The 25,155-nt window shown below is 71.1% G+C and carries 28 protein-coding genes; 23 read left to right on the top strand and 5 right to left on the bottom strand.

Annotated elements, in window-relative coordinates; translation table 11 throughout:
• The first annotated feature begins 20 nt into the window (after nucleotides 1-20).
• Complete coding sequence (locus ACQEU6_RS08355) at nucleotides 21-758, top strand: hypothetical protein (RefSeq protein WP_499330301.1); 738 nt, start codon at nucleotides 21-23, stop codon at nucleotides 756-758.
• A gap of 574 nt (nucleotides 759-1,332) precedes the next feature.
• Here the strand turns inward: ACQEU6_RS08355 and ACQEU6_RS08360 are convergent.
• The gene (locus ACQEU6_RS08360; RefSeq protein ID WP_499330304.1) at nucleotides 1,333-1,557 is read right to left on the bottom strand and encodes a hypothetical protein; all 225 of its coding nucleotides are present in this window, start codon (nucleotides 1,555-1,557) and stop codon (nucleotides 1,333-1,335) included.
• Nucleotides 1,558-1,805: 248 nt separating this feature from the next.
• On the opposite strand from ACQEU6_RS08360, the gene ACQEU6_RS08365 reads away from it, so the two are divergent.
• From ACQEU6_RS08365 to ACQEU6_RS08425, 13 genes are all read left to right on the top strand, one after another.
• Nucleotides 1,806-2,012, top strand: coding sequence for a hypothetical protein (locus ACQEU6_RS08365; RefSeq protein WP_499330307.1), 207 nt, complete (start codon nucleotides 1,806-1,808; stop codon nucleotides 2,010-2,012).
• A gap of 114 nt (nucleotides 2,013-2,126) precedes the next feature.
• Complete coding sequence (locus ACQEU6_RS08370) at nucleotides 2,127-3,320, top strand: hypothetical protein (protein ID WP_499330310.1); 1,194 nt, start codon at nucleotides 2,127-2,129, stop codon at nucleotides 3,318-3,320.
• Complete coding sequence (locus ACQEU6_RS08375; RefSeq protein WP_499330314.1) at nucleotides 3,317-3,547, top strand: hypothetical protein; 231 nt, start codon at nucleotides 3,317-3,319, stop codon at nucleotides 3,545-3,547. Before ACQEU6_RS08370 ends, ACQEU6_RS08375 begins: the two co-directional genes overlap by 4 nt.
• A complete protein-coding gene (locus ACQEU6_RS08380; protein ID WP_499330318.1) occupies nucleotides 3,547-3,771 on the top strand; it encodes a hypothetical protein in 225 nt (74 codons plus the stop codon). Before ACQEU6_RS08375 ends, ACQEU6_RS08380 begins: the two co-directional genes overlap by 1 nt.
• A 155-nt stretch (nucleotides 3,772-3,926) precedes the next feature.
• Entirely contained in the window at nucleotides 3,927-4,373 is a 447-nt protein-coding gene (locus tag ACQEU6_RS08385) for a hypothetical protein (protein ID WP_499330321.1), read from the top strand.
• Nucleotides 4,374-4,444: 71 nt separating this feature from the next.
• Entirely contained in the window at nucleotides 4,445-4,858 is a 414-nt protein-coding gene (locus ACQEU6_RS08390) for a hypothetical protein (protein WP_499330324.1), read from the top strand.
• Nucleotides 4,859-5,364: 506 nt separating this feature from the next.
• The gene (locus tag ACQEU6_RS08395; RefSeq protein WP_499330328.1) at nucleotides 5,365-5,841 is read left to right on the top strand and encodes a hypothetical protein; all 477 of its coding nucleotides are present in this window, start codon (nucleotides 5,365-5,367) and stop codon (nucleotides 5,839-5,841) included.
• 31 nt (nucleotides 5,842-5,872) lie between these two features.
• A complete protein-coding gene (locus ACQEU6_RS08400; protein ID WP_499330330.1) occupies nucleotides 5,873-7,867 on the top strand; it encodes a hypothetical protein in 1,995 nt (664 codons plus the stop codon).
• A 26-nt stretch (nucleotides 7,868-7,893) separates the two neighbouring features.
• Nucleotides 7,894-8,205, top strand: coding sequence for a hypothetical protein (locus ACQEU6_RS08405; RefSeq protein ID WP_499330333.1), 312 nt, complete (start codon nucleotides 7,894-7,896; stop codon nucleotides 8,203-8,205).
• A gap of 44 nt (nucleotides 8,206-8,249) precedes the next feature.
• On the top strand, nucleotides 8,250-9,305 hold the full coding sequence (locus ACQEU6_RS08410) for a tyrosine-type recombinase/integrase (protein WP_499330334.1): 1,056 nt from the start codon (nucleotides 8,250-8,252) through the stop codon (nucleotides 9,303-9,305).
• 77 nt (nucleotides 9,306-9,382) lie between these two features.
• Nucleotides 9,383-9,994 carry a recombinase family protein gene (locus tag ACQEU6_RS08415; protein WP_499330338.1) on the top strand — a complete coding sequence of 204 codons (612 nt, stop codon included), beginning with the start codon at nucleotides 9,383-9,385 and terminating at the stop codon, nucleotides 9,992-9,994.
• Between the two features lie 234 nt (nucleotides 9,995-10,228).
• Nucleotides 10,229-10,639: a hypothetical protein gene (locus ACQEU6_RS08420; protein ID WP_499330340.1), complete on the top strand. Its 411-nt coding sequence runs from the start codon at nucleotides 10,229-10,231 to the stop codon at nucleotides 10,637-10,639.
• A gap of 372 nt (nucleotides 10,640-11,011) precedes the next feature.
• Nucleotides 11,012-12,673: a TROVE domain-containing protein gene (locus ACQEU6_RS08425; RefSeq protein ID WP_499330342.1), complete on the top strand. Its 1,662-nt coding sequence runs from the start codon at nucleotides 11,012-11,014 to the stop codon at nucleotides 12,671-12,673.
• 108 nt (nucleotides 12,674-12,781) lie between these two features.
• Here ACQEU6_RS08425 and ACQEU6_RS08430 read toward each other — a convergent pair whose 3' ends face one another.
• The gene (locus ACQEU6_RS08430; RefSeq protein WP_499330343.1) at nucleotides 12,782-13,273 is read right to left on the bottom strand and encodes a hypothetical protein; all 492 of its coding nucleotides are present in this window, start codon (nucleotides 13,271-13,273) and stop codon (nucleotides 12,782-12,784) included.
• Between the two features lie 180 nt (nucleotides 13,274-13,453).
• On the opposite strand from ACQEU6_RS08430, the gene ACQEU6_RS08435 reads away from it, so the two are divergent.
• From ACQEU6_RS08435 to ACQEU6_RS08445, 3 genes are all read left to right on the top strand, one after another.
• Complete coding sequence (locus ACQEU6_RS08435) at nucleotides 13,454-13,852, top strand: hypothetical protein (protein WP_499330345.1); 399 nt, start codon at nucleotides 13,454-13,456, stop codon at nucleotides 13,850-13,852.
• Between the two features lie 87 nt (nucleotides 13,853-13,939).
• Nucleotides 13,940-14,347, top strand: a complete 408-nt coding sequence (locus tag ACQEU6_RS08440; protein WP_499330347.1) for a hypothetical protein — start codon at nucleotides 13,940-13,942, stop codon at nucleotides 14,345-14,347.
• Between the two features lie 1,081 nt (nucleotides 14,348-15,428).
• On the top strand, nucleotides 15,429-15,746 hold the full coding sequence (locus ACQEU6_RS08445) for a hypothetical protein (RefSeq protein ID WP_499330348.1): 318 nt from the start codon (nucleotides 15,429-15,431) through the stop codon (nucleotides 15,744-15,746).
• Between the two features lie 889 nt (nucleotides 15,747-16,635).
• Here ACQEU6_RS08445 and ACQEU6_RS08450 read toward each other — a convergent pair.
• Nucleotides 16,636-17,418: an SAM-dependent methyltransferase gene (locus ACQEU6_RS08450; RefSeq protein WP_499330350.1), complete on the bottom strand. Its 783-nt coding sequence runs from the start codon at nucleotides 17,416-17,418 to the stop codon at nucleotides 16,636-16,638.
• Nucleotides 17,419-17,994: 576 nt separating this feature from the next.
• Between ACQEU6_RS08450 and ACQEU6_RS08455 the strand changes: the two genes are divergently transcribed.
• Nucleotides 17,995-19,272, top strand: coding sequence for a helix-turn-helix domain-containing protein (locus ACQEU6_RS08455; RefSeq protein ID WP_499330352.1), 1,278 nt, complete (start codon nucleotides 17,995-17,997; stop codon nucleotides 19,270-19,272).
• Here ACQEU6_RS08455 and cutA read toward each other — a convergent pair.
• On the bottom strand, nucleotides 19,232-19,567 hold the full coding sequence (cutA, locus tag ACQEU6_RS08460; protein WP_499330353.1) for a divalent-cation tolerance protein CutA: 336 nt from the start codon (nucleotides 19,565-19,567) through the stop codon (nucleotides 19,232-19,234). The two genes, ACQEU6_RS08455 and cutA, sit on opposite strands and share 41 nt — an antisense overlap.
• A gap of 313 nt (nucleotides 19,568-19,880) precedes the next feature.
• A complete protein-coding gene (locus ACQEU6_RS08465) occupies nucleotides 19,881-21,245 on the bottom strand; it encodes a helix-turn-helix domain-containing protein (protein WP_499330355.1) in 1,365 nt (454 codons plus the stop codon).
• 146 nt (nucleotides 21,246-21,391) lie between these two features.
• On the opposite strand from ACQEU6_RS08465, the gene ACQEU6_RS08470 reads away from it, so the two are divergent.
• The 5 genes from ACQEU6_RS08470 to ACQEU6_RS08490 all read left to right on the top strand — a co-directional run bounded on the left by ACQEU6_RS08470 (nucleotide 21,392) and on the right by ACQEU6_RS08490 (nucleotide 25,134).
• On the top strand, nucleotides 21,392-22,357 hold the full coding sequence (locus ACQEU6_RS08470) for a TauD/TfdA family dioxygenase (RefSeq protein WP_499330356.1): 966 nt from the start codon (nucleotides 21,392-21,394) through the stop codon (nucleotides 22,355-22,357).
• On the top strand, nucleotides 22,350-23,750 hold the full coding sequence (locus ACQEU6_RS08475) for an NAD(P)/FAD-dependent oxidoreductase (RefSeq protein WP_499330358.1): 1,401 nt from the start codon (nucleotides 22,350-22,352) through the stop codon (nucleotides 23,748-23,750). The genes ACQEU6_RS08470 and ACQEU6_RS08475 overlap by 8 nt, the downstream gene beginning before the upstream one ends.
• Entirely contained in the window at nucleotides 23,747-23,986 is a 240-nt protein-coding gene (locus tag ACQEU6_RS08480; RefSeq protein ID WP_499330359.1) for an acyl carrier protein, read from the top strand. The genes ACQEU6_RS08475 and ACQEU6_RS08480 overlap by 4 nt, the downstream gene beginning before the upstream one ends.
• Nucleotides 23,983-24,570 carry an acyltransferase gene (locus ACQEU6_RS08485; RefSeq protein WP_499330360.1) on the top strand — a complete coding sequence of 196 codons (588 nt, stop codon included), beginning with the start codon at nucleotides 23,983-23,985 and terminating at the stop codon, nucleotides 24,568-24,570. Before ACQEU6_RS08480 ends, ACQEU6_RS08485 begins: the two co-directional genes overlap by 4 nt.
• 63 nt (nucleotides 24,571-24,633) lie before the next feature.
• Nucleotides 24,634-25,134 carry an NUDIX domain-containing protein gene (locus ACQEU6_RS08490; protein WP_499330361.1) on the top strand — a complete coding sequence of 167 codons (501 nt, stop codon included), beginning with the start codon at nucleotides 24,634-24,636 and terminating at the stop codon, nucleotides 25,132-25,134.
• Nucleotides 25,135-25,155 lie beyond the last annotated feature (21 nt).

Raw genomic sequence — 25,155 nt, forward strand, 5'->3', positions numbered from 1 at the left:
CACCATCTGTGGAGCATCACATGAGCACCCTTCGCGGGTATCGCCCGCAACCCACCAGCCGTGGCGAGGAAGCCCTCGCGCTGCACAACGTCGAGCAGGCGATCGCGGCCGGCGCCACCTCTCACCAGGTCGAGGTAGGGCGAGGCACAATTCACGTCCTACCGGACTCCGGCCGGTTCATCTTCGCCCTGCTCAACCGGGCCGGTAAGACGGTGGCCCGCGGGTGCAGCTACGGCCCCGCCGCTCTGCGCATCGAGCGGACCATCGCCGAGGCCCTGCACCGGGCCCCAGAGGAAGGGCTCGGCACCTGGCTGAAGCCCGAATCGGTCGGTGCGGCGATGCTGATGCGCCGCAACAGGCGCACTCCCGTGTCGCGGCAGGGAAATTGGATCAAGATGAACGTGCCTGGCGCGTGCGCGTACGTACACCCCAACGGGATCCAGGCCTACAGCCACGCCGGATCGTGGATGCTGCTCAACTTCGGGGGCGGCGCCTGGACCACCGAGGCAGCGGCCCGGGTCGTCGACGCGATGCTGCGCGACCTCGCGCCCGAAGCGCGGCACCTGACCTACACCACCGACCCGCAGGGCTGGCACCTGACCGGAAACGCAGCACGCAACCGCGAGGAAGGCGCCCTCGTCTTCGCGTCCATGGTGCGCTGCTCGTGCGGCTGGTTCTCCCCGGAAGACAACCGGGCAGCAGCCAGGGCCACGGCGAAATGGCATCGCGAGAACCCGCGCTCTCACCACCCGGCCTGACCCGGTGAACCCCCTCCAGGCTTCTACTCCAGCGGAGCCCGCCCCCACCTACGAGGTCCGGCTCAGCCGACACCAAGTCGTGGTGTGCAACCTGCCACCCGGCAGTCTCCTTCGAGTCCACCACCCTGCCGGTACACGGGACTACCAGGCGGCCGACCCCACAGACCAGCTCATCGCCGTCATCCCAGCCGACCCCGCAGCGGTTGGCTGGGGTGCCCGGTGCCAGCGGTACGCCCGGCTCGCCGCGGTGCGCAACGGCCGGCACCGCGACGACCGCCCCGTATGGGAAGAGGCGGTTCGGCTGCTCGCGTCAGGCGGCGTCGTCGCGGTGGAGCTGGAGCAGCGGACCCAGTACGGGCGAACAGAGTGGCGCGCCGCCCATGTCCTTCAGCTGGACACGGGGATCACAGCCACCCCCAGCTAACTGGTTTGCGGCGTTCTCATGCCCGCCAGTGCAGCTCATGTGGCGTGATCCCCAAATCACCCGGAGCCGACCACGTCCACGTACGGGCTGCCGCCCTTCTCGCAGGTGATCGGGACCGGCGTCGTCGGACGGGCAGAGGCGCTTTGGCGGTTAGGACTCGCGGGGGTCTACACGCGGGGGGCGGGGCGGCGGCTCATCGGTCTCGTGTGCGCAGTACCGCAGCCATGCCACGTAATGGCTGTTCATGTTCCAGTCGTCGCCCATCTGGGTGACGCCTTCCGCGACGCGTTCGTACAGCTCCCGGTCGGGCCGCAGCGTCGGCCGCCACTGCTTCAGGTGGCGGTCAGCCTTGCTCCGCCGGTGCTTTTCTGCCATGTCACCGGGGATCGTCTCACGCCGATTGCGGGCCGTAAACGACCGGCGTAGTCTGCATGTAGTGGTGGACTGTCCACCACTCTGGCAGCCGGGGACCAGAGCCCCGGAAACGACGAGGCCCTCACCGCATCAGGCCTGGAAACCTGCGGTGAGGGCCTCGACCGGCGCCGTTACGGCGTCGGCCAGGCCAAGCCTTCCGACGAAAGGCGTGACCCATGGGCGAGAGTACCCGCCGAGGCGGGGCCGGCGTGCCCCCGATCCGATACGCCCCGACCCCGCCCCGGACTCCGAGGGAGTCCGGGTTCCTGGTTCTGGTGTTCGGCGCGCTGGCCACGATCGCGGTCGCCGGCATCCACACCTTCGGCACCCCGTACGTGGTCGCCGCGGCGTTGGCCGCCTCCGTCTCCTGTTTGGAGACGTGGTCGATGATCCGCGAGCCCGACCCGGCCCTCTGACGCCCCGCCTCCCCTTTTCTCGACCGCGAGGCGCCCCCCGCCCTTCCTATGGGGCCAGGGGTCGCCCCGTCGCGGTCGCCCCCCACTCGGCTACGACCCGACTAGGGATTCCTCATGACGACCTCGGCAGCTGCCGACCTCGACCCGACTTGGTCCACCCCGACCCGCCCCGGCTCAGTCGGGGACGTCGGAGCGACTCGCCCCGACTCCGCGCCGCCGCTTCCCACCTCGACCCGGCCGCGAGTCGAGGCGGCCCCGACCGTCCAACTCGACCCCGCGGCGGCCGCCCCAACCCGACCCGACCCCGACTCGCGCAGAACTGTCCCCGACCGGGGCGAGCCGCAGCGAGGACGCTTCCGTCGGTCCCGGTCCGACCCGGACGACCAGCGGGACTGGGTCGTCGACCTCGGGATGACGGTCGGGGGCGTCGCTGCGATCGTCGCGAGCTTCACCTTCCTGCGGGGGCTGGCGTACGACACCGGTTGGGGCCGGCTGGACTGGCTCCTGCCGGTCGACCTCGACACGGTGGTCATCACCGCAACGCGCGTCTGGCAGTCGAAGCACACCCGCTCGCGCAAGGTCCGGCACTTCGCTGCCTGGATCGCCGTCGGCGCGATCGTGCTCAGCCTCGCAGGCAACGCGTGCTACCACGCGATCCACGCCGGTGCTTGGGAGCCGGGCGAGAACATGTGGCTGCTCGTGGTGTTCGTCAGCAGCATCCCGCCCGTATCGATAGCGCTGATCTCGCACCTGGCGGTGCTGCGCGGACGGGACCGGGAGTTCGCCGCCGAGGAGGCGAGGGAAGCCGCTGGCCTCGCCCTCGACCCGACCGGCCCGACCGAGCAGCCCCACCCCAACCTGACCACCCCGCCCCGGGCCGCCCCGCCCGGCCTGGCCCCGCCCGTGGCGACGCCGATCCAACCCGCCCCCGACCGGCCAGCCGTAGTCGACCCGACTCCGACCGAACCCGACCCGACCGGCGAGACCGCGCCTCTCCCCGACCCGACCGAGTCGACTCCGCCTGGCTCCGACCCGACCGCCCGACCCGCTTCCGGAGCGCCTGACCTCAACCCGACCGAGCGGATGCGGCCCGCCCCCGCCCCGACCTGGATGGGCGAGAACGACCCGCTTCTGCCCGAGGCCTTGACCTATGCCGCCGAGCACTTCGAGCGGACGAGGCGCCGGATCGGGGCAGAGCCGCTTGCAACTCACTTCGCGATCGGGACCACACGATCGCGACTGCTGCGCGATGCGGTGCACGCCATCCGCGAGGCCGAGTCCAAGGGCAAGTCCGGGAGTGCCTCATGAGCGCTCGGCGGTTGCTGCTGACGCTCAAGCGGCGCGGGGAGCGAGTCGGGGACCCGGTGACGGTCGAGGCCGACCCGGACGCCCCCGACTGGATGCGTGACCACCTGGTCGCTTTTGTGGAGCGTGAAGGGTTCCCCGCTGCCCGAGTCGCCGAGTTCACCCTGACGATCGAGGACGCCCCCCGCGGCCTACCAATCGTCGTCGCCGCGACCGAAAGGACCCGGTGATGGCACGCCTCCGCCGGCGGGACATGGTCGCCTACCGCCGCGACGACCTGTACATGACCCGGATCCGCGAGGCCTCCACATGGCGCAGCCGTCTCGGCCACGCCGTGGACTACCTCAGGGCCGCGCTCAATGCCCACCCCGACCAGGCCGACCAGGTCGCCGAGGAGGCCGCTGCCGCCATCGCCGACCTTGCACGAACCGTCAGCTTCGGAGACCGCAAATGACCACGCGGAGTCACACCAGCGATGAGCAAGAGCAAGGCGCAATGCCCTTCGTCCCCGTCGAGCGGGGATCCAGCGCGCAGGCGCGTCGTGCGTGCGTGCGCGCGCGAGAGGACGCTACCACGCTCGACACAACTGAGCGTGACGAGCAGCCCAGCGTGGGCACGTCCCGAAGGGCCTCCCGCGCCGTCCGGGCGCTGGCCGGGCAGCCGCCGCTGGCGACCCCACCGCCCACCGTCCGGGCCTTGAGCGACCAGGTCGAGGAGCACGCCTCCGCGCACGACGCGCCGGTGCCGCGGCTCGCGGCCTGGCTCGGCTGGTACCTGGCGTGCGCGTTGTGCTGCGTCGTGCTCGCCCCCGCCTACCTGGCGCACCTGCCCTACGGGGGGAGGCCGCTGGTTTCCCTCGCCGATCTCGCTGGCCGCGTCCAGGAGACCGCGCGGCGGCAGCCAACCGGAGCCGCGGCCGCCGCGCACTACGCGGCCGGCACCTGCTGCATCGCGGTCTGCGTCGTCGCCTACGCCGTGGTGTACGCGATCCAGTACCCCGCCCTGCTGGTGCTGCTGACGTTCTGCAGCGGCGTCGCCTGGCTCACCACCCTCTGACCTCAGAAGGACCGATCATGAACGGACTCATCGCCGTCGGGACGACCGCGGGCGCTGCGACCACCGCTGTGATGGCGTACGCGATCCGCTGGGCGCTGGCGGAGAAGCGGATCCTGCCGACCGTGCGGATGCTGATGATGCTGATGACCGGGTCGTGCACCGCGGTGGCCTTCGGCACCTGGGTCGTGATGGCGTTCGGGCTGCTTCGCCGGTTCGGCTCGGACAACCTTTCCCTCGGCACAGCCGCCATCATCGTTGCGCTCCCCGCCGTGGCCGTGCTGATCAGCGGGATCTTCGTATTGCACAGCCTCCACCCGAAGAACAAGCCGGCTCCCCGGGACGAGTGGGCGGCGTTCGTTTTGCCGCTCGCTTTCGTCGTCGGGTTCGGCGGCGCGCTCGGCGCGGTGGGCGACAGCTTGACGCACGGTGCCAGTGACATGGCCGTGAACATGGCCGCGTCCCTGGTCGGCCGGACGGGCCGCTGATGGACCGGGCAGCCGCCGCCGCGCTCGCGGTCGCGTTCACCGCCTGGATGGGATGGGTCGGCTACGTCCGCTCGGAGAAGTGGGTCAGGACCGTCAAGGGGTGGCGCACGGGGATGACCGGCGACGGCTACGCCCGCTGGGCTGCCAAGCACGACGGTGAGTCCGCCGAAGTGCTCCTGTCGGCTGTGGCAACCGTGGCAGGGCAGGCGACCCGCGCCGCTCGCGCAGCGCGGTCGTTCGGCGGCCGCCGGGCTGCGCGCCCCGCTCCCGCCTCGCCCTCGCCTGACGGGGGCACCGACTCGACCAGCGACGCCCAGCCGGACATACCGCCCGACCGCGCCGGGCAGGACCCGGCTCCCCGCCCCAGCGACGCCCCCGAACCGGCGACCGCCACGGAGCGGCCCACCACTCGGCCGGACCCTGACGTCCCGACCCGACCCACCCACGACGCTGCCCCCGCACCGGGCCCCGCCACCGCGCCTCACCCCGCACCGCTTGGAGACCCCATGCCACTCACGAACCGACCGGCCAACGGCGAGATCGTCGGCCTGCAGGCCGTCCTGGCGAGCTGGACCCGCCTGATCACCACAGGCACCACCCACCACGCGCAGGCCGGCAAGGTCACCCGGTCGGCGAGCGTTCTCGCCGCCGCCTCCGAGGAGCTCTGCACGGAGCTGAACGAGACGCTGACGGTGCTGTCGCAGCTGGAGCAGGCGTGCTATCGCCACAAACTGGAGCCCCGAGCGCTGACGCTCGTGCACGAGGCTATGGAGGCAGCCGGAGCCGCCCTCAACGCGCAGCGCCGCGCCCACAACGAGCTGGGCGCCGCCGCCGCCAGCCTGCGCGGCGCCGCCACCGCGCAGGGGACGGCGGTTCAGGCGTGCCGGTCGGCACTGGACCACCTCAACCGCGGCCACCGGATCAAGGCCGAGGTCGAGGCGGGCACTGGCGCGCGCTCCGACCGCGACTTCGGCACCACCTGACTTACCACGACCAGAAGGAGGGACGGCGTTCATGGGCAAGCGGAGCAGGCAGCTCGCGGAGATGCGGCAGCAGATGGAGCAGATGCGCGCGCAGCTCGCCGCCCAGGCCGAGGCGGCACCGCCCGTGCCCGCACACCCGGACGACCTCGACGCCCGCGGTCTCAGCGGGCAGCAGCGCACCGACCAGTTCACGCGCCGCACGTTCCGGCACCGCAAGCACCTCGCGCCGCTGGCGCTGATGGGCGGTCTGCACGGTGCTGCGGCGGCCGCGCACGCCACAGCGGCCGCGCCGCCGGTCGTCGCCGGCGTCGCGGTCAGCGCCGGCCTGGCGTGGTGGGGGCTGCGTGGCCGGCGCCGCCTGGACCGGGCGCCGGAGCGCTGGTACGGCGCGACCGTGTGGGCGGCCGGGACCGCTTGGGCGACAGCCGCGACCGGGATCGGGGTTACCGACGTCGACAGCGCCCTGTGGACCGCGGGCGCGGCGCTGGCCGTGCCGTGGTGGGTGCACCATCGGGTCCGTCCCCGCCAGCCGGAGCCCGACGCGCCCGCGCTGGGCTGGGCCGAGGAGATCCGGCAGGTCTGGGCGACGCGAGTCGCATGCCCGCAGGGCCCCCTGCCCGGCTCGCGACTGCTGGACGTACACGAGAGCCCCGGCGGGTGGCGCGCGACGATCGAACTCGACGACGGCACCTCCGACACCGCCCAGGCCCGCGTGAAGGACATCGGGGCGCGGCTGAAGCTGCGCGCCGACCAGCTCTCGATCGAACCGCACCCCCACGGCCTGCACCTGGCGGTGATCCTCGTCCAGCCCGACAACCCGCTAGCCACGGTGCGGCACTGGGAAGGCCCCACCCTGGACGTCCGCACTGGGGTCTCCCAGATCGGCATCTACGCCGACCTGGAGCCGGTCCGGTACCGGCACTGGCGGCGCGGACACGGCCCCGTCCACACCCTCATCGCCGGGACCACCGACGCGGGCAAGTCCGCCCTGGTGAAGATGCTCCTCGCCGAGGAGCGCCACTCGGGGCTGGTCGTGTCGTGGCTGATCGACCCGCAGCGCGGCCAGTCCTACTCCGGGTGGAAGAAGGCCGTGCACCGCTTCGCTGGCAACCTCCCCGAAGCGCGCAAGCTGCTGTTCCAGGCGCGGGCCCGCATGTACGCCCGCAACGAGCTGCTCTCCAACTTGGAGTGGACGGACGAGCGGGGCCGCCTCGTAGAGGGCGTGGAGGACTTCACGCCGGGCGACCGCCGCCACGGCCTGCCGCTGCTCGCGATCACGATCGACGAGGCGCAGGTCATCCTCTCCGACGACATCTGCTGCGCGCTGGTCGAGGAGATCATCGCGATGTCCCGCAAGTGCGGGCTCAAGATCAGGCTCATCACCCAGGTCCCGCTCCAGGGGTCGCTGGGCGACTCGCAGCAGATCAAGGACGCCGTCGCGTCCGGCAACGTGATCGTGCTCCGAACGGCCAACTCACTGAGCGGTGGGGCGGCGTTCAACGGCGCGATGCCCGTCGACCCCGTGCTGCTCCCGAAGGAGTGGCCGGACGGCACCACCACGAGCGGGCTGGGGTTCGTTTTCGCGCCGGGCTCGGACCGGCCGACGACGATGCGGACGCTTCTGCCCGTCGACGCCTACGGCTGGTCGCAGTCCGGACAGCCTGCCGTCGCCGACGACGTGGTAGGGGAGGTCCCCGAGCTCGACGAGGACGGCCGACCAGTCCCGCCCCCGATCGAGGAGACCTCCCCGGCCCCCGCGACCGTGGGGGAAGCGCACGCCAGCGCCAAGCCGCGGGCCCGGGACCGGGTCCTGGCGCTGTTCGCCGACGGCCGCAGCCGCACAGCGATCGAGGTCAAGCAGCACTTCTACTCGCTGCCCGAAGCAGAGCAGATCGCCGGCCGCACGGTCGTGCTCGCCCTTCAGCAGCTCACCGAGGCCGGGCTCCTGAACCACCAGGAGCGCGGCCCCTACCAGATCAGCGACGCCGGCCGCGAAGCTCTCGCGCCGCGGCTGGCCGCAGTTTGAACACCACCGAACAGAGGAGCACGAAGATGATCACCGATTCGGTTCACGTGTCCGGCCGCCGTCCGGCGCCCCGCCCGCGCCCGCCCTCGCGCCGCGCTGTGCAGCCCGCCGGGACGTGGGACGACGTCGACCGGACCCTGCTGTCGCAGCTGGCCAGCGGGACGCTGACGATGGAGCGTCTCGCAGCCGCCGCCGGATGGTCGCCGAGCCTGGTGAAGGACCAGCTGATCGCCTACGCCGCGCGCCGCCTGGTGGTCAAGGACGGACAGACCGGACGGTACGAGCTCACGTCGGCGGGCCGGAACCGGCTCGCTGCCCTGACCAGCGGATCGAGGTGACTCGACAGAATGCCAATTCCCATCAGTCACATGATCGTTTCGGTATGTCGGTGATGACCGGAACGCTCCCCCAGGACGCCCAGGCGCCGCTAGCGGCGGTCGTGCGCGGGCCCGCCGGGTTCGTCCTGGACGAGCGCCCGGATCCGTGCCCTGCGGCGACCTACCTCGACTCGCTCGACTCGGCCGCCTCCCGCCTCACGATGCGCCAGCGCCTCACCAAGGTCGGCGCGCTGATGATCACCGTCCCGGACGGCGAAGCCACTCCCCCTCCCGAACGGCTCGCATGGTGGCTGCTGCGGTTCGAGCACACCCAGGCGATCCGCGCCGCGCTCCGCGAGCAGACCACCTCGAAGGACGAGAAGTGGTCCCCGGCGTACGTCAACCAGCACCTGGTGGCGCTGCGGTGCGTGCTGCGGTTCGCCCGCCGCCACCAGCTCATGACCGCCGACGACTTCGAGGCCGCCGCCGACGTCGCGCCCGTGCGCGGGCACCGCGAACCGGCTGGCCGCGCTGTCGGCGAGGACGAGATCGAGAGGATCCTGCGCGGGTGCCTCGCCGACGACGACAACCCGGTGCGCGGGGTCCGGGACGCTGCCCTCATCGCGCTCATGCACGCGGCCGGCATCCGCCGCGAGGAAGCCGTCCAGGCCCGCCGCGCCGACTACGACGCCGCTCGGCGCACACTGCGGATCGTCGGGAAGGGCAACAAGCAGCGCACCGTCTACGTGCACAAGCGCGCCGCCGAGTGGCTCAACGCCTGGCTCGCGCTGCTGCCAGCCGGGCCGGGGCCCCTGTTCCGGCCCGTGCACTGGTCCGGCACCGTCCAGGCCCGCGCGCTGAAGCCCAGCTCGGTGAACTACATCGTCACCGCCCGATGCACGCAGGCGCACGTCGCGCTGTTCACCCCGCACGACCTGCGCCACACCTTCATCTCCAACTACCTCGCCGTCGGCGGCGATGTCGTACTCGCCCAGCGGCAGGCCGGGCACGCGAGCGTCGCTACCACCGCCGGATACGACCGCCGCGACGACGTCGTTCTGCAGGAGACCGTGGAGCTGCTGTACCTCCCAACCCCGGCGGACCTCGCGCTCGCCGCCTAACCCAGACCAGGCCCTCCCCCATGAGGCCGTTCCCCGACAATGGCGCTACGGCGCCCCGAAACACACGAAGGACGATCATGAACACCGTCATCTACCTCCGCATCGCGGAGGGCAAGAGCAGCGACCTGAGCCGCGCTGAGGACGCGTGCCGCGCGCTCGCGGCCCGCCGAGGCTGGGAGGTCACCGAGGTCTACCGGGACGTCGCCAGCGGTATGGACAACGACCGGCCAGGCTACGTACGGCTGAAGGAGACGATCGCGGCCGGCCAGGTCACCCGCGTGATCAGCACATCGCCGGAGATGCTGACCCGCGACCACGCTGAAGCCGAGCGCCTGGTGCAGCTCGCCGACAAACACGGCGTCCAGCTGCACGGCGTGTGGAGCGATGTATCGCTGATGGGTGCGCCCCGGGCCAAGGTCGAAGCGGCCATGCCCTCCCGCGTCGCGGTCGAGCGCGTGGACGAGCCAAGCGACGAACGCGTCGAGGTCTTCGTCATGGTGACGTTCGGCGAGGCCGCCGAGCTGGTGTTCGGCAACCGCACGACGGAGAACCCGCTGCGGGTCCCGGCCGTCGACATCGTCCGCGACACCGGCATCCCTCTCGCCAAGCTGCCGGGCCAGCGGTTCACCGCGGTGGTGACCGAGGACCCCGAGCACGGGCAGCGCGTCACCGCCTACCGGCGCGCCTGACCGCTCCCCCGGCAGGGCCTGCTCGCGGCCCGCCGCCCGTTGTCGCGGGTGGCGGGCCGTTTCCCGTGCCGGCCTCCCTAACCTGGCCACACTCCCGGAAAAGCCTTGCGTTACGTATGGCTTTTCGGTAGTGTTTGTGATGTCGGAACGGAGCGGGGGGTGACAGCCCCTTCCGGACCGGCGGGTCCCGGAATCTGCCGGTGACCCTTGACAACTCCAGAGAGGCCTTTCCAGGTGGAAGACGAATTCGCGGGCAAGTCGCGCGAGGACTACCTGACCACGGTCGTGGTGATGTGGGAGATGCTGCGCGAGCTGTTCTCCCGGCTCCCGATCATCGTCGGGCTCCCGGAACTACAGGTCGACGACCCCGCCTCCATCGAGGACGCGTGCAACGCGGTCCAGCGGGCGCGGGACGAACTGCTCGAACCGCAGTTTCTACCAGCCACGCTGGAGGCGCTGATCGCCGAGGGCGCACTGGAAATGATCCAAGCCCTCATGATGGTCCGGCACACCGACGTGTTCGGGTTCACCGACTGGCACGCGGAACTGTGGTACCGCTCCCTGGAGCGTGCCCAGTTCATGTGCCGCCAGGCCACCACGCAGGTCAAGCGGCACACCCAGCAGGAGCCGCCCAAGCAGGAGTGATCAAGACGGCCCCCGGCATCCAGCCGGGGGCCGTTCTCATGCGCCCATCGTCCCCGTCTAGCGCTCTATAGGGGCATCTAGGGTCACGCCGCCCACACCTGCCGATAAGAAGGTGCGCAAGCCGCCCGCGTCGGCCTACGGTCGATCACGCGCGTCAGGCCCGGTGTCCGCACGGGTTGAAGCCCGTCGGTTACCTCGACAAAAGGACATCCCGGTGGGCGTTCCCTCATCCGTGCGGGCACCAGGTCTGACGCGCAGGGGGAAGCGGGGGCGGGTTGACGTCCGTCGGTTATCGATCCCATGAACCCCGGTGGGCACCACCTCATCCGCTCCCGCTCCCCTCCCCCGCTTCCCGGCTGGCCTGGAGCCCTCATGCGTGACCCGCTCGCCACCTCGACCGCCTACCGCACCCCGCAGACCCGGCCCCTGCCCGGCCGCGAGGCCGACCAGGTCCGCAACGCCGCAGGCGGCTACGCCTTCGCGCTCGACCTGTGGCGGCGCCTGGAGGACTTCATCGTCCTCGGCACCGCCGGCGGCACCTACTACGTGGACGCCGGCGAACTCACGGCCGACAACGTGGCCGTCGTCGACGGGGCGATCCGCGCCGACGGCCCCCGCACTGTCGCTCTCGCCGAGCAGGTCTCCACCGCGCGGCCGCCACGCGCACCGTCCAACCGCGGTGCCCTGTTCGTCCTGGCCGCCGCGCACGCCAGCGGCGACACCCCAACCCGGCAGGCCGCCGCCCGCGCGCTCCCCAACGTCGCGCGGACGACCGAGCACCTGGCGACGTGGTTCGGGTACTACAAGCAGCTCGGCGGCAAGGCCACCGGCTCCTCCACGAAGATCCGGTCGCGGCGGTCCCTGCGCCGCGCCATGGCCGACACCCTCATGAGCGACGATGTGGAGGCGGTGGCGTACCGGGCGTGCAAGGCGAGGCAGCGCCGCACCCCGCAGGCCGAGCTGTTCCATCTGCGGGACGTCCTGCGTCTCGCCCGGCCGCACCCGGTGACGCCGCAGCGGCGCGCTCTGTTCGGCTGGATCACCGGGGCCGTCCCCGACAAGGAGGCACGCGAGCAGATCGCCAGGGTCGACGACTTCCTCACCGCGCAGGCGGCCGGTTCTGTGCGGGAGGCCCGCCAGATCATCGCCACGCGCGGTGTGCCGTGGGAGTTCTTGCCCGACCGGTGGCTGACCGAGCCGGAGGTGTGGGACGCACTGATCGACACGATCGGTGTCACCGCCCTGCTGCGCAACCTCGGCCGGATGACCCGGCTCGGCACACTCACGCCCCTCGGCGATGCCGTCCGCCGCGTTCACGCGCGGCTCACCGATGCTGAGGCGCTCGCCGCCGCCCGCATTCATCCCATGAGCGTGTACCTCGCGCTCGCCGCCTACAGGGCTGGCTTCACGCCCGCCCGGCCCGGCAAAGAGCCGCAGTCCTGGTCGCCTGTGGCGGCGGTCTGCGACGCCCTGGAAGAGGCGTGGGAGCTGTCCTACGGCCACACCGAGCCGTCCGGCGCGCGGCTGCTCATCGCCGTCGACGCCAGCAGCTCGATGAACTGGGCGCAGGTCCTCGCGAACGGCACGCCGGTCGGGGCCACTTACGAGGTGGCGAACACGCTGGCGGCGATCATGATGCGGATCGAGCGCGGCAACGCCCACTGCATCGAGGTGTCCACCCAGATGCAGCCCTCGCCGATCACGGCCCGCACCAGCATCACCGAAATCCAAGGGCGGCGGCCGTACGGCGGCGGCACCGACCTGTCCATCCCCTTCACCTGGGCGCTGGCCGAGCACGTGAAGGCGGACGGCGTCCTGGTGCTCACCGACAACGTCACGTGGGCGGGCGACCAACACCCGTCGCAGGCCCTCGCGGAGTACCGGCGCCGGGTCTCCCCCGCCGCGCGGCTGATCGTGGCGGGCATGTCCCCGACCGGCCAGTCGATCGGCGACCCCCGCGACGCCGGCGTCCTGAACGTCGCCGGCCTCGACGCGAACCTTCCGGCGCTCGTCACCGAGTTCATCCGGCCCTAACCCTCCAGGCCTCCGGGCGACCCCTCCGGCGCCCGGAAAGCAACGGCCCGCCTCCGCATTGGACCCCCCATGCTGCGGAGGCGGGTCGTTGCGCTTCCCTGCCGCCGGTCACGCATTCTTGGGCGGCCGTCCGGTCCGGCGTTCCCACCGGCGGTTGAACGCCTGGATGGACGCCGTGGTGTAGACGCGGCCCCGGGTCAGCTCCGCGACCGGGCGGGGGAAGTCGAGGCGCGCCGTGGCAGCGAGTTCGGCGATTCGAGGACGCCGGACGCTCAGCAGCTCCGCCGCGCCGGTGTCGTCGACCAGGTCGAGCGGAACGGGGTGTGCGGCCAGGTGCGCCGCCTCGTCTGCGAGGAGGACTTCGGCTCCCACGATGGTGCTCGCGCCCGGCCAGTCGGAGACCGCCGCGGTGACCGCTTTGGTCGCGGCCGCGGTGGCGGCGGGCAGGTCGTTCGCGTGGACGGTGAGCTGCACAGCGGCGCGGCCGTGCTCGGGTTCGTGGCGGGCCAGGGTCAGGCCCTCGGGTAGCGACGGCGCGGTGGCGGCCTGCGCGGCCGGCCCGGTGGTTCTGAGGCTCACGGTTGCGGCCCAAGCGTCCATCGGTCACTCCTGTCCGTGTCTTTGCTGGTGTTGCCACCATAACACGGAAAGCCTTGCGTTACGTATGGATTTTCGGTAGTGTTCGTGATGTCGGAACGGAGCGGGGGTGACAGCCCCTCCGGCCCGGCGGGTCCCGGAATCTGCCGGTGATCCTTGACAACTCCAGAGAGAAGGCAAGACGTGGAAGACAACCATGCCGAGCACAAGCGGTGGGACGAGCTGACCGACGAGTTGATCGCCATCTACGGCGTCATCCGGGCAGTCCTGGTCCGCCTGCCACTCCCCATCGGCCTCGTCCACTTGGACCTGGGCGGGGGGCCTGAGGCAGTGTTCCGCGCGCTCCAAGCTCTCAACCGCGCGCGCCTGGCGCTGATCAGTGACCAGCCGCTCGAAGAGCGGCACAAGGACCTGCTTCAGCAGGCGATCCTCGACTGGCTTCTGGGCTGGGACATGGGATCGCTAACCGGGATCGCGAAGGACCCCGTGGGGTGGCGGCTGGACGGGCTGGAGCGTCTGATCCGGCAATCGGAGTACGCCGCCGGACAGGTAGCCCTCGACCTCGACCTCGGCGAGGACTAACGGTCCGGTGCCCCCGGCAGCCAGCCGGGGGCACCTCGCCCGTCTCCCACGTCACCATCTCTGGCCCATCAGAAGGGAGCCCAACCTATGGGCAACGGGGCAGACGACAGCGCAAAGGCCAAGGCCAAGCGGTGGCTTGACCTGTTCGAGGAGATGCTCGCCAGCTACGGCGTCATCCGGGCAGTTCTAGCCCGCCTACCGGTTCCCGTCGGCCTGGCCGCCTGGGACCACAGGTGGAGGCCCGAGGCGTTGATCCACGCCCTCAAGGCGTTCAACCGGGTGCGGCTGGAGCTGATCGAGGGCCAGCCGCTCGAAGAGCGGCACCAAGAACTGCTCCAGATGGCAGTCCTCGACTGGCTCGCGGCATGGGACATGTCGGCGATCATTCAGCAGACGGGCGACCCCTTGGGGTGGCAGCTGGATGTCCTTGAGCATCTGATTCACCGCGCGAAGCAGGCCGCTGCGGAGGTCGCGCTCGGTCTCGGCGAGGATTGATGATCAGGTGCCCCCGGCGACAGCCGGGGGTACCTTCGCTTCCAGCGCCGGCCCGTAGACATGAAGGAGCCGGTGAGGGGGTCCCACCACAACCGTGGCGGGGTGACAGTCCTCACCGGCCCTGACAACTCCGAAGAGTGCCCTCATAGTACAGCGCACGGTCCCGCCCACACCGACCTCCAGGACCAGGCGACCGGGAGCGAATCAGGCCGGCGGAGATCCAGAGTGCAAGGGCACGCCGTACCAGCACTGGGGCGGCTATCAGCTGCGCCGAGTAGAAGTGGCACCAGATCCAACGCGAAAGGCGATAGCAGCGGGGTATTCGCTACGAGCGATCGTGTCCTTCGAGATCGCGGCGTGCAGCGTGTTCCTCTCACTCTCGGCGCTCACGACTAACTCTAGGAGTCGCCGGTCGAGACCTAGGCCATCCGCGAACCAGGAGCGCGAAGGCGAGCACCGTAGCCGGGGAGACGTTGAGCGACTCTCCGCCGAGTGCCACTCGAAGCAGACGCGGAGGGGGTATTCCCCAGGGCTCCGTCGACCACACCTATCGGCAGCACAATCGGAGGGTCTGCACCGTGGCACGAAAGCGCACCGAGTCCCTCGCTGACGACCTGCCGTGCGACTCAGAAGAGTGCACATGTGGGTCGCATGGCCGGATCCGGCCACCCAAAGAACGCAAGTGATCCACTCTGAACTGCGGTGATCTGAGAGCAGCCTCTCAATATGTTGACGAGGAGATCGAAAAAAGATCGATAAGAGATCGCGCTGGAGGCAAGCAGGGACCGGAACCTGTTACGTTCCATGCACAGCACACAAACGGCGGTCTGCGAGCTGAGTGCGCACCCTGAAGTGTAGGTTCAGGGGCCCCTCAACTGGGACCCAGATAGGTTATTGCGGCTATTAGGCGCATTGCACGAAAGGGGGAATCGCTGGGCTGTGTCACGGTCCCTGGCCGGGCCAGTGCCGTACCCCCGGAGCTAGACGGCCTTGACCGCCGCAGCCCAGCGCCCAATAACCATAGCGAGACACAATCTCGCCCGAGTACTCTGTAGTTGCCTGCACAACTACGGAGCGCAGCATGTTCGACCATCCCGCTCGCCGCCTGGCCGCCCCGTTCGACGAATGCTCGAAATGCCATCACCCCATCGAAGGGCAAGGCGAACACCTTCGGCATGTCGGCGAAGCACGCCGCCCTGCGATCTCCCCGTCGCGGACGGACGCGGCAGCGTTCAACCGCGCGATCCTGGTGGCCGCCCAGGCGCTCGATGCACTGACCTGGGCACCGGCCCTGGACAACGAGGACCGAGCCCGAGCAGTCGCAGAGGCTCTTTACGGCGCTGGACTCATTTCCTCGCGTCCCCGCGCGGTTAGGCCGCGCCGCGTCCCCATCAGCTGACCCATCGCCTCCAGCAGACGGAGCCAGTCGACTCACCCAGTCGAAGACGCGTACAGGTCCCGGGACGGATGTGTGCGCAGGACCAGGCGTACCGCCCTGCGCACACATCCGCGAGTGCGAACCAACGGCCAGGGAAGTTCGCACCCAGCGCCGGACACCGAGTGAGGATCGGCGCCAGCGCCGGCTTCAGTGGCCCCGTGCGACGGCTCGACGGCCATCGGCAAGACCGGACCGATGAACGGCCCTTTCTGCACGTGTGACTACGCACGCCCCTGTGGATCGTGGCCTGGCAGACACCGACCGAGCCGACCAGGCCACGGCGGTCTATGGGCCGCCCGCGTCTGCGGCCCGACCCAACTTTTCGAGCGTGCTGAGGACGAGCCGATGAGCGCGGTCAGCGTGGTTCACCGGCGCAATCGCGACCCCAGCGATCGGAGGGGGCGCAGTCCAGTGCCACCACAGGCGACCGCAGCCGCCCTCGACCGGCCGCGCCACGATCCGCGGTGACGGCCCACGCCACTTGCGATCGACCCGCACCAGCATGTGTCCCGTGTCGTGCTCGACCAGATTCCAGCCAGCCCCGGCCAGACCGGAGCGAAGTAGCACCGTGACGACATCGACGCTCGTCATGCGATCCACCGGCCTTCCAACGCGGCCATCTGGGATGTCGCGCGGCCACAGCTACGAGGTAGCGGCCGTGGCCGCGCGACCTTCCCCGATGCGGCGAAGCACCCGGCCAAGGCGCGGAGGTAGTGCGCGGCCAGGGCTTCGCCCGTCGTGCGGCCACCCGGACACTTGGGGCGATAGACCGGCGGCCGAACGACGTTTAGGCGGGGACGGCGCAGCGCGCATCGAGGCGGCCGCTTGCGCCGTCCCCGGGTCCAGGCGGTCATGCCGGCACCGCCGCGACGGCGCCCAGCACGGGCAGTGGCGATCGGTACCGCGGCAGGGAGCTCGTCGGCTCCCAGTTCGCGGCCGACACGATTCCGGGGTCGACGATGTCCAGCCCCTTGAGCATCACGGCCAAGTCCTCGGCGGTTCGTAGGAAGACCGGGCCTGCCATCCGCCGGTACACCTGCGCGGCGGCTTCCATCTCCCGATGCCCAGCCTCGGGATGGCTGATGACCAGGCGGCTTCCAGCGGATAGCCGCTCCACCAGCCCGCCGATGATGTCGCTGGCGGCCTCCGTGGAACTCAGCACCTCCCCGAGCAGCACCGCGACCGGGCGTTGCAGATCCAGAGTGTCGGAAGCCGCGGCCAGGACGATGTCGAGGTCGTGCATGTCTCCCTCGACGACGCCCAGCCCGCCGCGGCAGGCAGGCAGTGCCCGGGTGCTGGCTGCCACCATCGGATCGCTGTCCACGTACACCACGCGCGCTCTCGGCGCGACTCCACGGACGACCTTGTGGATGGGCTCACCGGTCGGCAGCCCGCATCCGACATCCAAGAACTGCCGGAGCCCGCCCTGGGCCAAGTAGTCAACCGCCCTCAACTGGAAGTTCCGCGACGCGACAGCGATGGCCTCAGCCGCGGGCATGACCTTAAGCAGTTCTTCCACGACCTGACGATCGGGAAGGTAGTGATCTTTCCCGCCCAGCAGTCGGTTATGGATCCGCGCAGATGCCGGGTGAGACACCGGCTCACCATGATTCATGTGAGGCTCCGGTCTCATGTAGGACCGCTGAAACCCTGGCGTGCAGTGCTTCCTCCGTGCTCGCTTCCACGAGACGGTCGCCGTGCTCCCGCAGCCGCGCCTCCCGCGGGACAAGGGCCCACCAGCTTCCGGTCAGCTCGCCGAACCACGGCCAGATCCGTTCGCCCTCCACATAGATGGCGCGGCCGAAATAGCCGCTGCCTCTTCCGCCGGGATAGGGGTCACCACGCAAGCCAGACGGCCGGCCCTCGTCCCGCGAGTCGACCTGCTCGTGGGGAAGCGGCGGCTTCACCTCATTGCGGATGGCGCCTCCCGTGGCGGCCTGAAGCGGGTTCGGTGCCGACCGGCTAGGGGTTCGCGGGAGGTCCACGGCGGTGATCTCGGCAGCCGTCTCATCGAGGGGCGCCAGACGCTGCGGCGGTATCGCGTCCGGCCGCCAGCCGCGAGCGTGGGGATTCGGGTACATATGCACTCGCCTGGTCGGTAGCAGTTCGGTCACTGCAAGCGAACCGCAAGCGTTGTGAGGGCGGCAGGGGCACAATGGGGGGCATCTGCGTGCCCCCCAGGGGGCACGGCGACACGTGAGGTGCACACATGACGCCAGCAGAACGAACGCGCATCGGCGCGCGGCTGAGAAGCGAGCGGGAAGCGCGTGGGCTCTCCCAACGCGAGCTAGCCCGGCTGATCGCTGAAGCCTTGGGCGAGCAGTTCACCACTGATCTCGCCACTCTCGTCGACTATGTGAAGCGCTGGGAACGCGGCCGCGCCGGCATCGGCCCCAGATATCAGGGGGCGGTCGCCGACGCGCTCGGCATCTCCCAGCGCGCTCTCTTCGACCCGGCGAGTTTGGAGGATGACCCGGTGCAACGCAGAACCTTCCTAGGGGCCGCCGCTACCGTCGGCTTGGCCGTCACTCCATGGAATCCAGGCGACCTGCCCAGCAAGCCCCGCGTCATCGGCGCGGACGACGTCGCACAGCTGCGTCGACGGACCGCGCGGCTGCGGCGTCTGGACGACGTGCTGGGCGGGAGCGACACCTACCGCGTTTACGCCGCCGAGGTCGTGTCCACGCAAGACCTCCTCCGGAGTGCCACCTTCAACGAGACGACCGAGCGTGGGCTGCTCGGTGTCCTGGCCGAGCAAGCGCAGCAAGCGGGATGGGCGGCGCTGGACGCCGGGCAGATGGCGGCAGCGCGGGCCCACTATCGCGACAGCATGACGTCAGCTTCCGAGGCCGGGCACACGGCGCTGATGGGCAACGCCCTGGCGCTGATGTCCTACCACCGCGTCACGGCCGGCCAGCGCGGCACCGAAGAGGCAGACGCGGCCTGCCGGGTCGTGGACCCAGGCACACCCTCCGCCGTTCGGGCGCTGCTCTACGAGCGCGCCGCTTGGGCGCATGCGATGGCCGGGCCCTCGCATACCAGGAACGTCCAGGAAGCGCTGGACGCCGCCACCCAAGCGCTGAACGCCGCGCGGCCCGCGCCCGACCCGGACTGGGCGCGGTGGGTCGACGACGTCGAACTACAGATCATGACCGGGCGATGCTGGACGATCTTGCGGCGGCCCGACCGCGCCATCCCCGCACTGGAGTGGGCGCTCGCGCGGTACGACGACGCGCACGCCCGCGACAAGGCCCTCTACATGACCTGGCTGGCCGAGGCGCACCTCGAAGCGCGGCAGATCGACCGCGCCGCGCAGACGCTGTCCACCGCGACAACGCTCGGCGCCGACGTCGCCTCCGCCCGGCCAAGCCGACGGATTCGAGCGGTAGCGGCGCGGCTGCACCCCCACGCGGCCACAGCCGCCGTCGCCGACGTGCTGACGCAGGTTAAGAGGATGTGCCCGGCTCCGGCTGCGTCTCCCGCGTAAGCCAGTCCAGGAACCCCGACGAGCCGCCGCCGATCGCCAAGTACATGACCTCCGGGTTGGTCCAGGGATGATGCTCCAGCAGGTGCGCCTCCAGCTCGGGATACCGGGCGCTCGTGGACCGCAGCGATACCTGCCACTCCTCCCCCGCTCCGAGCTCGCCCAGATGCCAGAAGACATTCGAGGCGTGGACGACTTGGCCACCCGCGGCCAGACGATTCGCGACGGCCGACTTCAGGAGCGCCATCCCGGCGTCGCGATCTGGAACGGCGGTGAGAACCAACAGCGGTTGCGTCATGCGGCGCACCCTACCGAGGCTGAGCCCGTACGCTATGGAACCAGGCGCATGCACCAGCGCCGCGATCGCCCCCACCAAGAAGCCTGCAAGGTTTCCAGGCGGGGGCGATTCGCATTCAGAGCGAGACCACAGCGTGGTCGATGCTTTGTTGCACGCGGTGACGTACTGGGCCAAGACCCGCGACATCATCCCCGACCACCGCGACGGCGTGTCGTTGGATCTGTCGTTCGCCTCGGGGAACTGGATGCGGGCGGTACGGGACCGGGCGTGTAGTTCTGAGGATGCGTCATTCTCGGAAGTTCGCCGAAGCCGGTTACGCCGGGACGCCGACCCGGGCCGCGAACGCGCGCAACCCGGGCAGGGCGCCGCGCCGGTCGGCGCGGAGCAGTTCGGCGGTCATGCGCCGGACCGGGGGCCGGTAGCGGACCTCGGCGGGGGCTGCACGTTCGGCGGCCAGCAGCGACCGATAGCAGGCTTCGGGCTTGCCCCACTGATGCCAGGCCCGGGCCACATCGATCCAATACCGTCCCCGGCGTTCGGCGGTGGGGATCGCGGCGGGGTTGAGGGCCTTGGCGTGGGCGATGGCAGCGCCGTTGTCACCGAGGACCTGGGCGATGCTGACCTGATGCAAGGCGACGTTGGTGGGGCCGAAGGCGGTATGCCGGTGGTTGGCGTCGTAGCCGAGCCGGGCCGCGGCAGCGTGGGCGGCGGTGATGAGCTCGCCGGCTTCGGCCCGGTCGCCGTCGACGGCGGCGGTGTAGGCGGCGACCTGCAACAGCGTCCCGTACATCGACAGCTGCTCGGGCGCGGCGCCGTGGCCGGGGGTGATGTCGTCGGCGGCGGTGATGAGCAGGGCACGGGCCCGGTCGGGCCGGCCGGTGCGGCGCATCGCCGTGGCGACGCTGCGCCGGGCGTCGGCCAGGATCAGCTGATCGCCGGAGGCCTTGGCGGCCTGGGTCGCTCGGTCGGCCGTCGCCCAGGCGAGTTGGTCGTCGTTCAGCTTCACCATGAAGCCGGACGCGAGGATGTAGGCGTCGGCGAGCAGCGCGTCCGCGGCGAGGCGCTCCTGGCCGTCGCTGTGATCGCAGGTGGCGGTCGCGGCGGCGATCAGGCGCGGGAGTTCGGCGGACAGCTGGTCGTAGCGTGCGGCCTGGAACAGTCCGCGCGCCCGGTTGGTCCCGGTGCGCAGTGCCGCGAGCGGGACCGGTTCGGCGTCGCCGACGTGCCGGTACAGCAGTGCCTCCAGCTTGGTCGTCGGGTCGGTCTTGCGAGCCGCTCGGGCGGCGGGCGGTAGGCCGAGCGCGCTGGCTGCGGCCAGCCCGGCGGCGCTGGTGAGGAGTTCGCGGCGTCGCACTGGGTCGTCACCCTTCTCCCACTGGGGCTTTTGGCCCACCCTAGGCGCACTGGCATTGCCGGTCACGCTGCCAGCGCCGATCGGTTCGGCGTGGCCGGTGCGTTCGGTGGGGAGCAGGCCGAAGGTCTGTGGAGGTAAGGCGAGTGCGTCGGCGAAGCGGCGCAGCACCGCGGTGTCGGTCAAACGTGCGATCCCGCGTTCGTACCGGGATACCTGGGATGGCGAGTATCCGGTCCGCCGGCCGAGGTCGGCGAGCGTCAGGCCCTCGGCCTGGCGGGCGGATCGTACGATCGCGCCGGCGTCGCGGCGGCCAGGTGGGTTCATCGGATGCTCCCCGCGCGCAAGGATGCCTGCCTCACCGTAACCGCGGGTTGCCGGGTGGGGCCAGGGCGTTTGCATGACGCGCAAGGCGCTGCCGCCTCATGCAACGCCCTCTTGGGTCTTCGGTGTGTGCGGGCGTTCATGGAGGCATGCAGATCCCGATGGGAAGGGGCGGCATCATGCCGATGACAGATCATCTGGTCCCCGTGCCGGGCGCGCTTTCAGCGCAGCTCGCCAGCGTCTGTTCACTGGCCACCGAAGGCCACCAGTGGAGCGCCGAGAACGTGGCCGCCGCACGCGGCGTGCTGGCGGGCGAGCAGAGCCACGTGCTGATCACCACGCTGACCGCACGCGTATCCCGGCGCGCCGGTTCCACTCCCGGCTGGGCGGTGCTGGCGCTGCCGGACACCCTCGGCGATGAGGACCTGCAACGGGCCGCCGCCGGTGTGCTGGCCGCCCTGGGCCGGCCGTTCTTCTCCATCGACGCCGACGGGCGGCTGTGGATCGGACGCGAGTCCTCGCCGGCCAGCGACGCCGCATCGTTCGGCGGGCTCGGCCCGCAGCGGCTGCACATCGACGCGCCGAACGTCGAGCACATCCCCGACTACACCAGCCTGCTGGTGCTGCGCGCGGACCCGGCGGGCGGCGGCGCCTCCCTGCTCGGTGACCTGGACGCTGCGCTCGCCGAGCTCGGCGCAAGCGATCGGGCCGCGCTCGCTGAGCCGATCTACTTCGAGGGCCGCGCCGATGGCCTGCACGGCGTGGGGGAGACGCGGCTGCCTTTCCCGGTGCTGGAGGAGGCCGGCGGGCAGCGATGGATCCGCTGGGCGGCCAAAATGCTCGACGATGACCGGAACGCCGGGCACACCGCAGCGCTGGAGCGCTTCGCCGCGGCGCTGGACCGGCACACGACGACGGTGATGCTGGGCCGCGGCCAGCTGCTGATCGCCGATCAGCAGCGGATCGCCCACGGCCGGGCCACGCTCGGGGACCAGTCCGGCCTGGCGGACGGGACCCGGCGCTGGCTGGCGCAAGCCAAGGTCGCCTACGACGCCCAGGCCCCCGCCCAGCGTCCCGCCCCGACGGCCTCGTCGGCAGGTGGCCGTCATGCGTGACCACCGGGACGTGGCCGTGGTCGGCGTCGGCGTGCTCGGCCTGGCCACCGCGTTCGAACTCCTGTCGCGGGGGATGACGGTCACGCTGATCGGCCCGCGCGGCGGAGACCACGACGGGCAGGCCACCCGGGCGGCCGGGGCGATGCTGTCAACCTTCTCCGAGATCGAACCGCACCACGACGAGCAGCGCGTCACCGTGGAGACCACCGAGCGGCTGGCCGCGCACGAGATGTATCCCGCGTGGCTGGAGACGATCGGCGGGCACGCGAGCCGGCGGCTGGTCCCAGAACCCGGCACGTGGGTGCTGGCTCCTGCCGGGCGACGTGCCTGGCTGGACCCGATCGCCGCAGCCGCCCGCGCGGCCGAGCACCCGGCGGAAGCACACGACGCCGCCGACATTCCGGGCCTGGTCGTCCCACAAACGTCGGCGGGAGCGCTGTGGCTGCCCACCGAGGCCCGGATCGACAGCGCCGCCCTGATGGAGGCGCTGGCGTCCGCGATCGCCGCCCATCCCCGCTCCGAATGGCTCGACACCCAGGCCGCTGCGATCGCCCCGGGGCGGATCAGCTGCAGCAACGGGACCCAAGTGAGGACGGGCGAGACGATCCTGGCCGCCGGCGCGGCGATCCCGGCCCTGCTGCCCGAGGCCGGACGGCCGATCGGGGTACCGCCGATCCTGGCCGGGCGTGGTGTCAGCGCGCTGCTGCACGCCCCGGCCATCGCGTCGCCGCACGTGGTCCGGACCCCGAACGCAGCGTTCGCCTGCGGCGTCCACCTGGTCCCACGCGTCGATGGCACGTTGTACCTGGGCGGCACCAACCGGTTGACGATGCACCCGCAGTCGGACCGGCGCGCGAGTCTGGACGAGCTCGGCGTGCTGATCGGGGATGCCACCGGGCTGTTGGACTACCGGCTGGGCGGCGCCGAGCTGGTGTCCCCACGCGTCGGCCTGCGCCCCTACACCTTGGATCACCTGCCGCTCATCGGCCGCACGCGCGACCGGTCGCTGCTGCTGGCCACCGCGACGTACCGGTGCGGTGTGCTGCTGGCGCCTCGCCTCGCCTCGCTCATCGCCGACGAGGTCACCGCCCCGGGCACGCTGGAGGATCACCCGTACCGGGTGCTGCGACCCATGCCGGTGCCCGACGTGGACGCCGTCATCGCCGGGGGAGCCGCCCACGGCCTGGTCGAGCACCTGCTGCAGGGCGGCGGGCACCTTCCGCCGTCCGCCGAGGCCCAGCTCGGCGCCTTCACCGCCCTCGCCCTGCGCGCCCTGCTCACCGAGGGCCCCGGCGGCGATGCGGCGATGCGGCGGCTGTGGCAGGCCGCATCCGTCCCCGAAGTCATCCCCTCACTGCTGGCGATGGCCCGGCGATCGCAGGCAGTCCGATGACCGGCCGCCAGGACCTGCGGCGCGTCGTGCTCGACGTCATCACCGCCATCCACCCGAGCGCCGGCCAGGTGAGCGAGCGCACCACCTTCACCGACCTGGGATTCGACTCACTCGACCGCATCACGCTGGCCGTCCAGGTGGAGAACGCCACCGGCAAACAGATCCCGGACCCCGTGCTGCCCGGCCTGCGCACGGTCGCCGACCTGCTCCACCACCTGCAAGGAGCCTCCGCATGAACACACCCGCAAGCGGCTGGGTCGATGAGGGCGGCACGGCCGGCGAGGCGACCCGGCTCTGGCACCAGGCCCAGATCGCCGCCGGCGCCCAGGTCGGCGCGGACTGCACGCTCGGCAAGGGCGCCTACATCGGAACCGGCTCGATCCTGGGGGACCGCGTCAAGGTCGGGAACTACGCGTGCGTGTTCGGTGCGCACGTCGCCGATGAGGCGATGCTGTGCCCCGGCGTGCTGCTGCTCGAAGACGCCGCCCCCCGCGCCACGACTCCAGGCGGACACCGCAAGGGCCCCGCCGACTTCACCCGCCGTCCGGTCACCGTCGCACGCGGCGCCACCATCGGCGCCGCCGCAGTGATCGCTCCCGGCGTCACCATCGGAACCTACGCGCTGGTCGCCATCGGCGCGGTGGTGGTCCGTGACGTTCCCGCGCACGCGCTGGTCGCCGGCAACCCGGCACGCCAATGTGGATGGGTCTGCGTCTGCGGCCACACCCTGGACGCCGAGCACCGCTGCAGCGGCTGTGGCCGCGGCTACGCCCTGAACGGGTCCGCCTTAACGCCGACAGGGGAGGAGTCGACGGCATGATCGCCACACCGAACCTCGCCGGTTTCCCGCCCAGATCACGTCATCGCGCTAGCGTCACAGCGCATGCACCTGCCTCCAGAGCAGTACTACGCCAGCCTGCCCAAGCACATCGCCGGGGCGGGAGCGATCCTGCACGATCCGCAGGGGCGGATCCTGCTGGTCAAGCCCGCCTACCGGGACGACACCTGGGAGATCCCCGGCGGGGCGATGGAAGACGGGGAATTCCCCTGGGAGACCGCGCACCGCGAGGTAAAGGAGGAACTCGGCATCGAGCTGCGGCCCGGTGGCCTGCTCGTGGTCGACTGGGTGCCGCCGCAACCGGACGGGCGCCCGGCGCTGGCGAACTTCCTGTTCGACGGCGGGACGCTGACCGCCGCCCAGGCCGACCAGTCGCTGCACCTGGCGAGCGGGGAACTGACCGCCTGGCGCCTGGCCGCCCCCGCCGAGTGGGACGACCTGCTGGCCGAGCACATGGCCCGGCGGGTCCGTGCCTGCGCGTCAGCGCTGGCCACCGGCCGAACCGTCTATCTGCAGCACGGCTGGCCTCTCACCCCCGGCGGCTGACGCTCGCGCCTTTCAGCCGCC

This window comes from Spirillospora sp. CA-108201, assembly GCF_050936235.1.
Lineage (GTDB): Bacteria > Actinomycetota > Actinomycetes > Streptosporangiales > Streptosporangiaceae > Spirillospora.

Coding starts and splice junctions, on each gene's coding strand:
- ACQEU6_RS08355 (WP_499330301.1), top strand. CDS start 21: ATGAGCACCCTTCGCGGGTATCGCCCGCAACCCACCAGCCGTGGCGAG.
- ACQEU6_RS08360 (WP_499330304.1), bottom strand. CDS start 1,557: ATGGCAGAAAAGCACCGGCGGAGCAAGGCTGACCGCCACCTGAAGCAG.
- ACQEU6_RS08370 (WP_499330310.1), top strand. CDS start 2,127: ATGACGACCTCGGCAGCTGCCGACCTCGACCCGACTTGGTCCACCCCG.
- ACQEU6_RS08375 (WP_499330314.1), top strand. CDS start 3,317: ATGAGCGCTCGGCGGTTGCTGCTGACGCTCAAGCGGCGCGGGGAGCGA.
- ACQEU6_RS08380 (WP_499330318.1), top strand. CDS start 3,547: ATGGCACGCCTCCGCCGGCGGGACATGGTCGCCTACCGCCGCGACGAC.
- ACQEU6_RS08390 (WP_499330324.1), top strand. CDS start 4,445: ATGGCGTACGCGATCCGCTGGGCGCTGGCGGAGAAGCGGATCCTGCCG.
- ACQEU6_RS08395 (WP_499330328.1), top strand. CDS start 5,365: ATGCCACTCACGAACCGACCGGCCAACGGCGAGATCGTCGGCCTGCAG.
- ACQEU6_RS08400 (WP_499330330.1), top strand. CDS start 5,873: ATGGGCAAGCGGAGCAGGCAGCTCGCGGAGATGCGGCAGCAGATGGAG.
- ACQEU6_RS08405 (WP_499330333.1), top strand. CDS start 7,894: ATGATCACCGATTCGGTTCACGTGTCCGGCCGCCGTCCGGCGCCCCGC.
- ACQEU6_RS08410 (WP_499330334.1), top strand. CDS start 8,250: ATGTCGGTGATGACCGGAACGCTCCCCCAGGACGCCCAGGCGCCGCTA.
- ACQEU6_RS08415 (WP_499330338.1), top strand. CDS start 9,383: ATGAACACCGTCATCTACCTCCGCATCGCGGAGGGCAAGAGCAGCGAC.
- ACQEU6_RS08425 (WP_499330342.1), top strand. CDS start 11,012: ATGCGTGACCCGCTCGCCACCTCGACCGCCTACCGCACCCCGCAGACC.
- ACQEU6_RS08430 (WP_499330343.1), bottom strand. CDS start 13,273: ATGGACGCTTGGGCCGCAACCGTGAGCCTCAGAACCACCGGGCCGGCC.
- ACQEU6_RS08440 (WP_499330347.1), top strand. CDS start 13,940: ATGGGCAACGGGGCAGACGACAGCGCAAAGGCCAAGGCCAAGCGGTGG.
- ACQEU6_RS08445 (WP_499330348.1), top strand. CDS start 15,429: ATGTTCGACCATCCCGCTCGCCGCCTGGCCGCCCCGTTCGACGAATGC.
- ACQEU6_RS08450 (WP_499330350.1), bottom strand. CDS start 17,418: ATGAGACCGGAGCCTCACATGAATCATGGTGAGCCGGTGTCTCACCCG.
- ACQEU6_RS08455 (WP_499330352.1), top strand. CDS start 17,995: ATGACGCCAGCAGAACGAACGCGCATCGGCGCGCGGCTGAGAAGCGAG.
- cutA (WP_499330353.1), bottom strand. CDS start 19,567: ATGACGCAACCGCTGTTGGTTCTCACCGCCGTTCCAGATCGCGACGCC.
- ACQEU6_RS08465 (WP_499330355.1), bottom strand. CDS start 21,245: ATGAACCCACCTGGCCGCCGCGACGCCGGCGCGATCGTACGATCCGCC.
- ACQEU6_RS08470 (WP_499330356.1), top strand. CDS start 21,392: ATGCAGATCCCGATGGGAAGGGGCGGCATCATGCCGATGACAGATCAT.
- ACQEU6_RS08475 (WP_499330358.1), top strand. CDS start 22,350: ATGCGTGACCACCGGGACGTGGCCGTGGTCGGCGTCGGCGTGCTCGGC.
- ACQEU6_RS08480 (WP_499330359.1), top strand. CDS start 23,747: ATGACCGGCCGCCAGGACCTGCGGCGCGTCGTGCTCGACGTCATCACC.
- ACQEU6_RS08485 (WP_499330360.1), top strand. CDS start 23,983: ATGAACACACCCGCAAGCGGCTGGGTCGATGAGGGCGGCACGGCCGGC.
- ACQEU6_RS08490 (WP_499330361.1), top strand. CDS start 24,634: ATGCACCTGCCTCCAGAGCAGTACTACGCCAGCCTGCCCAAGCACATC.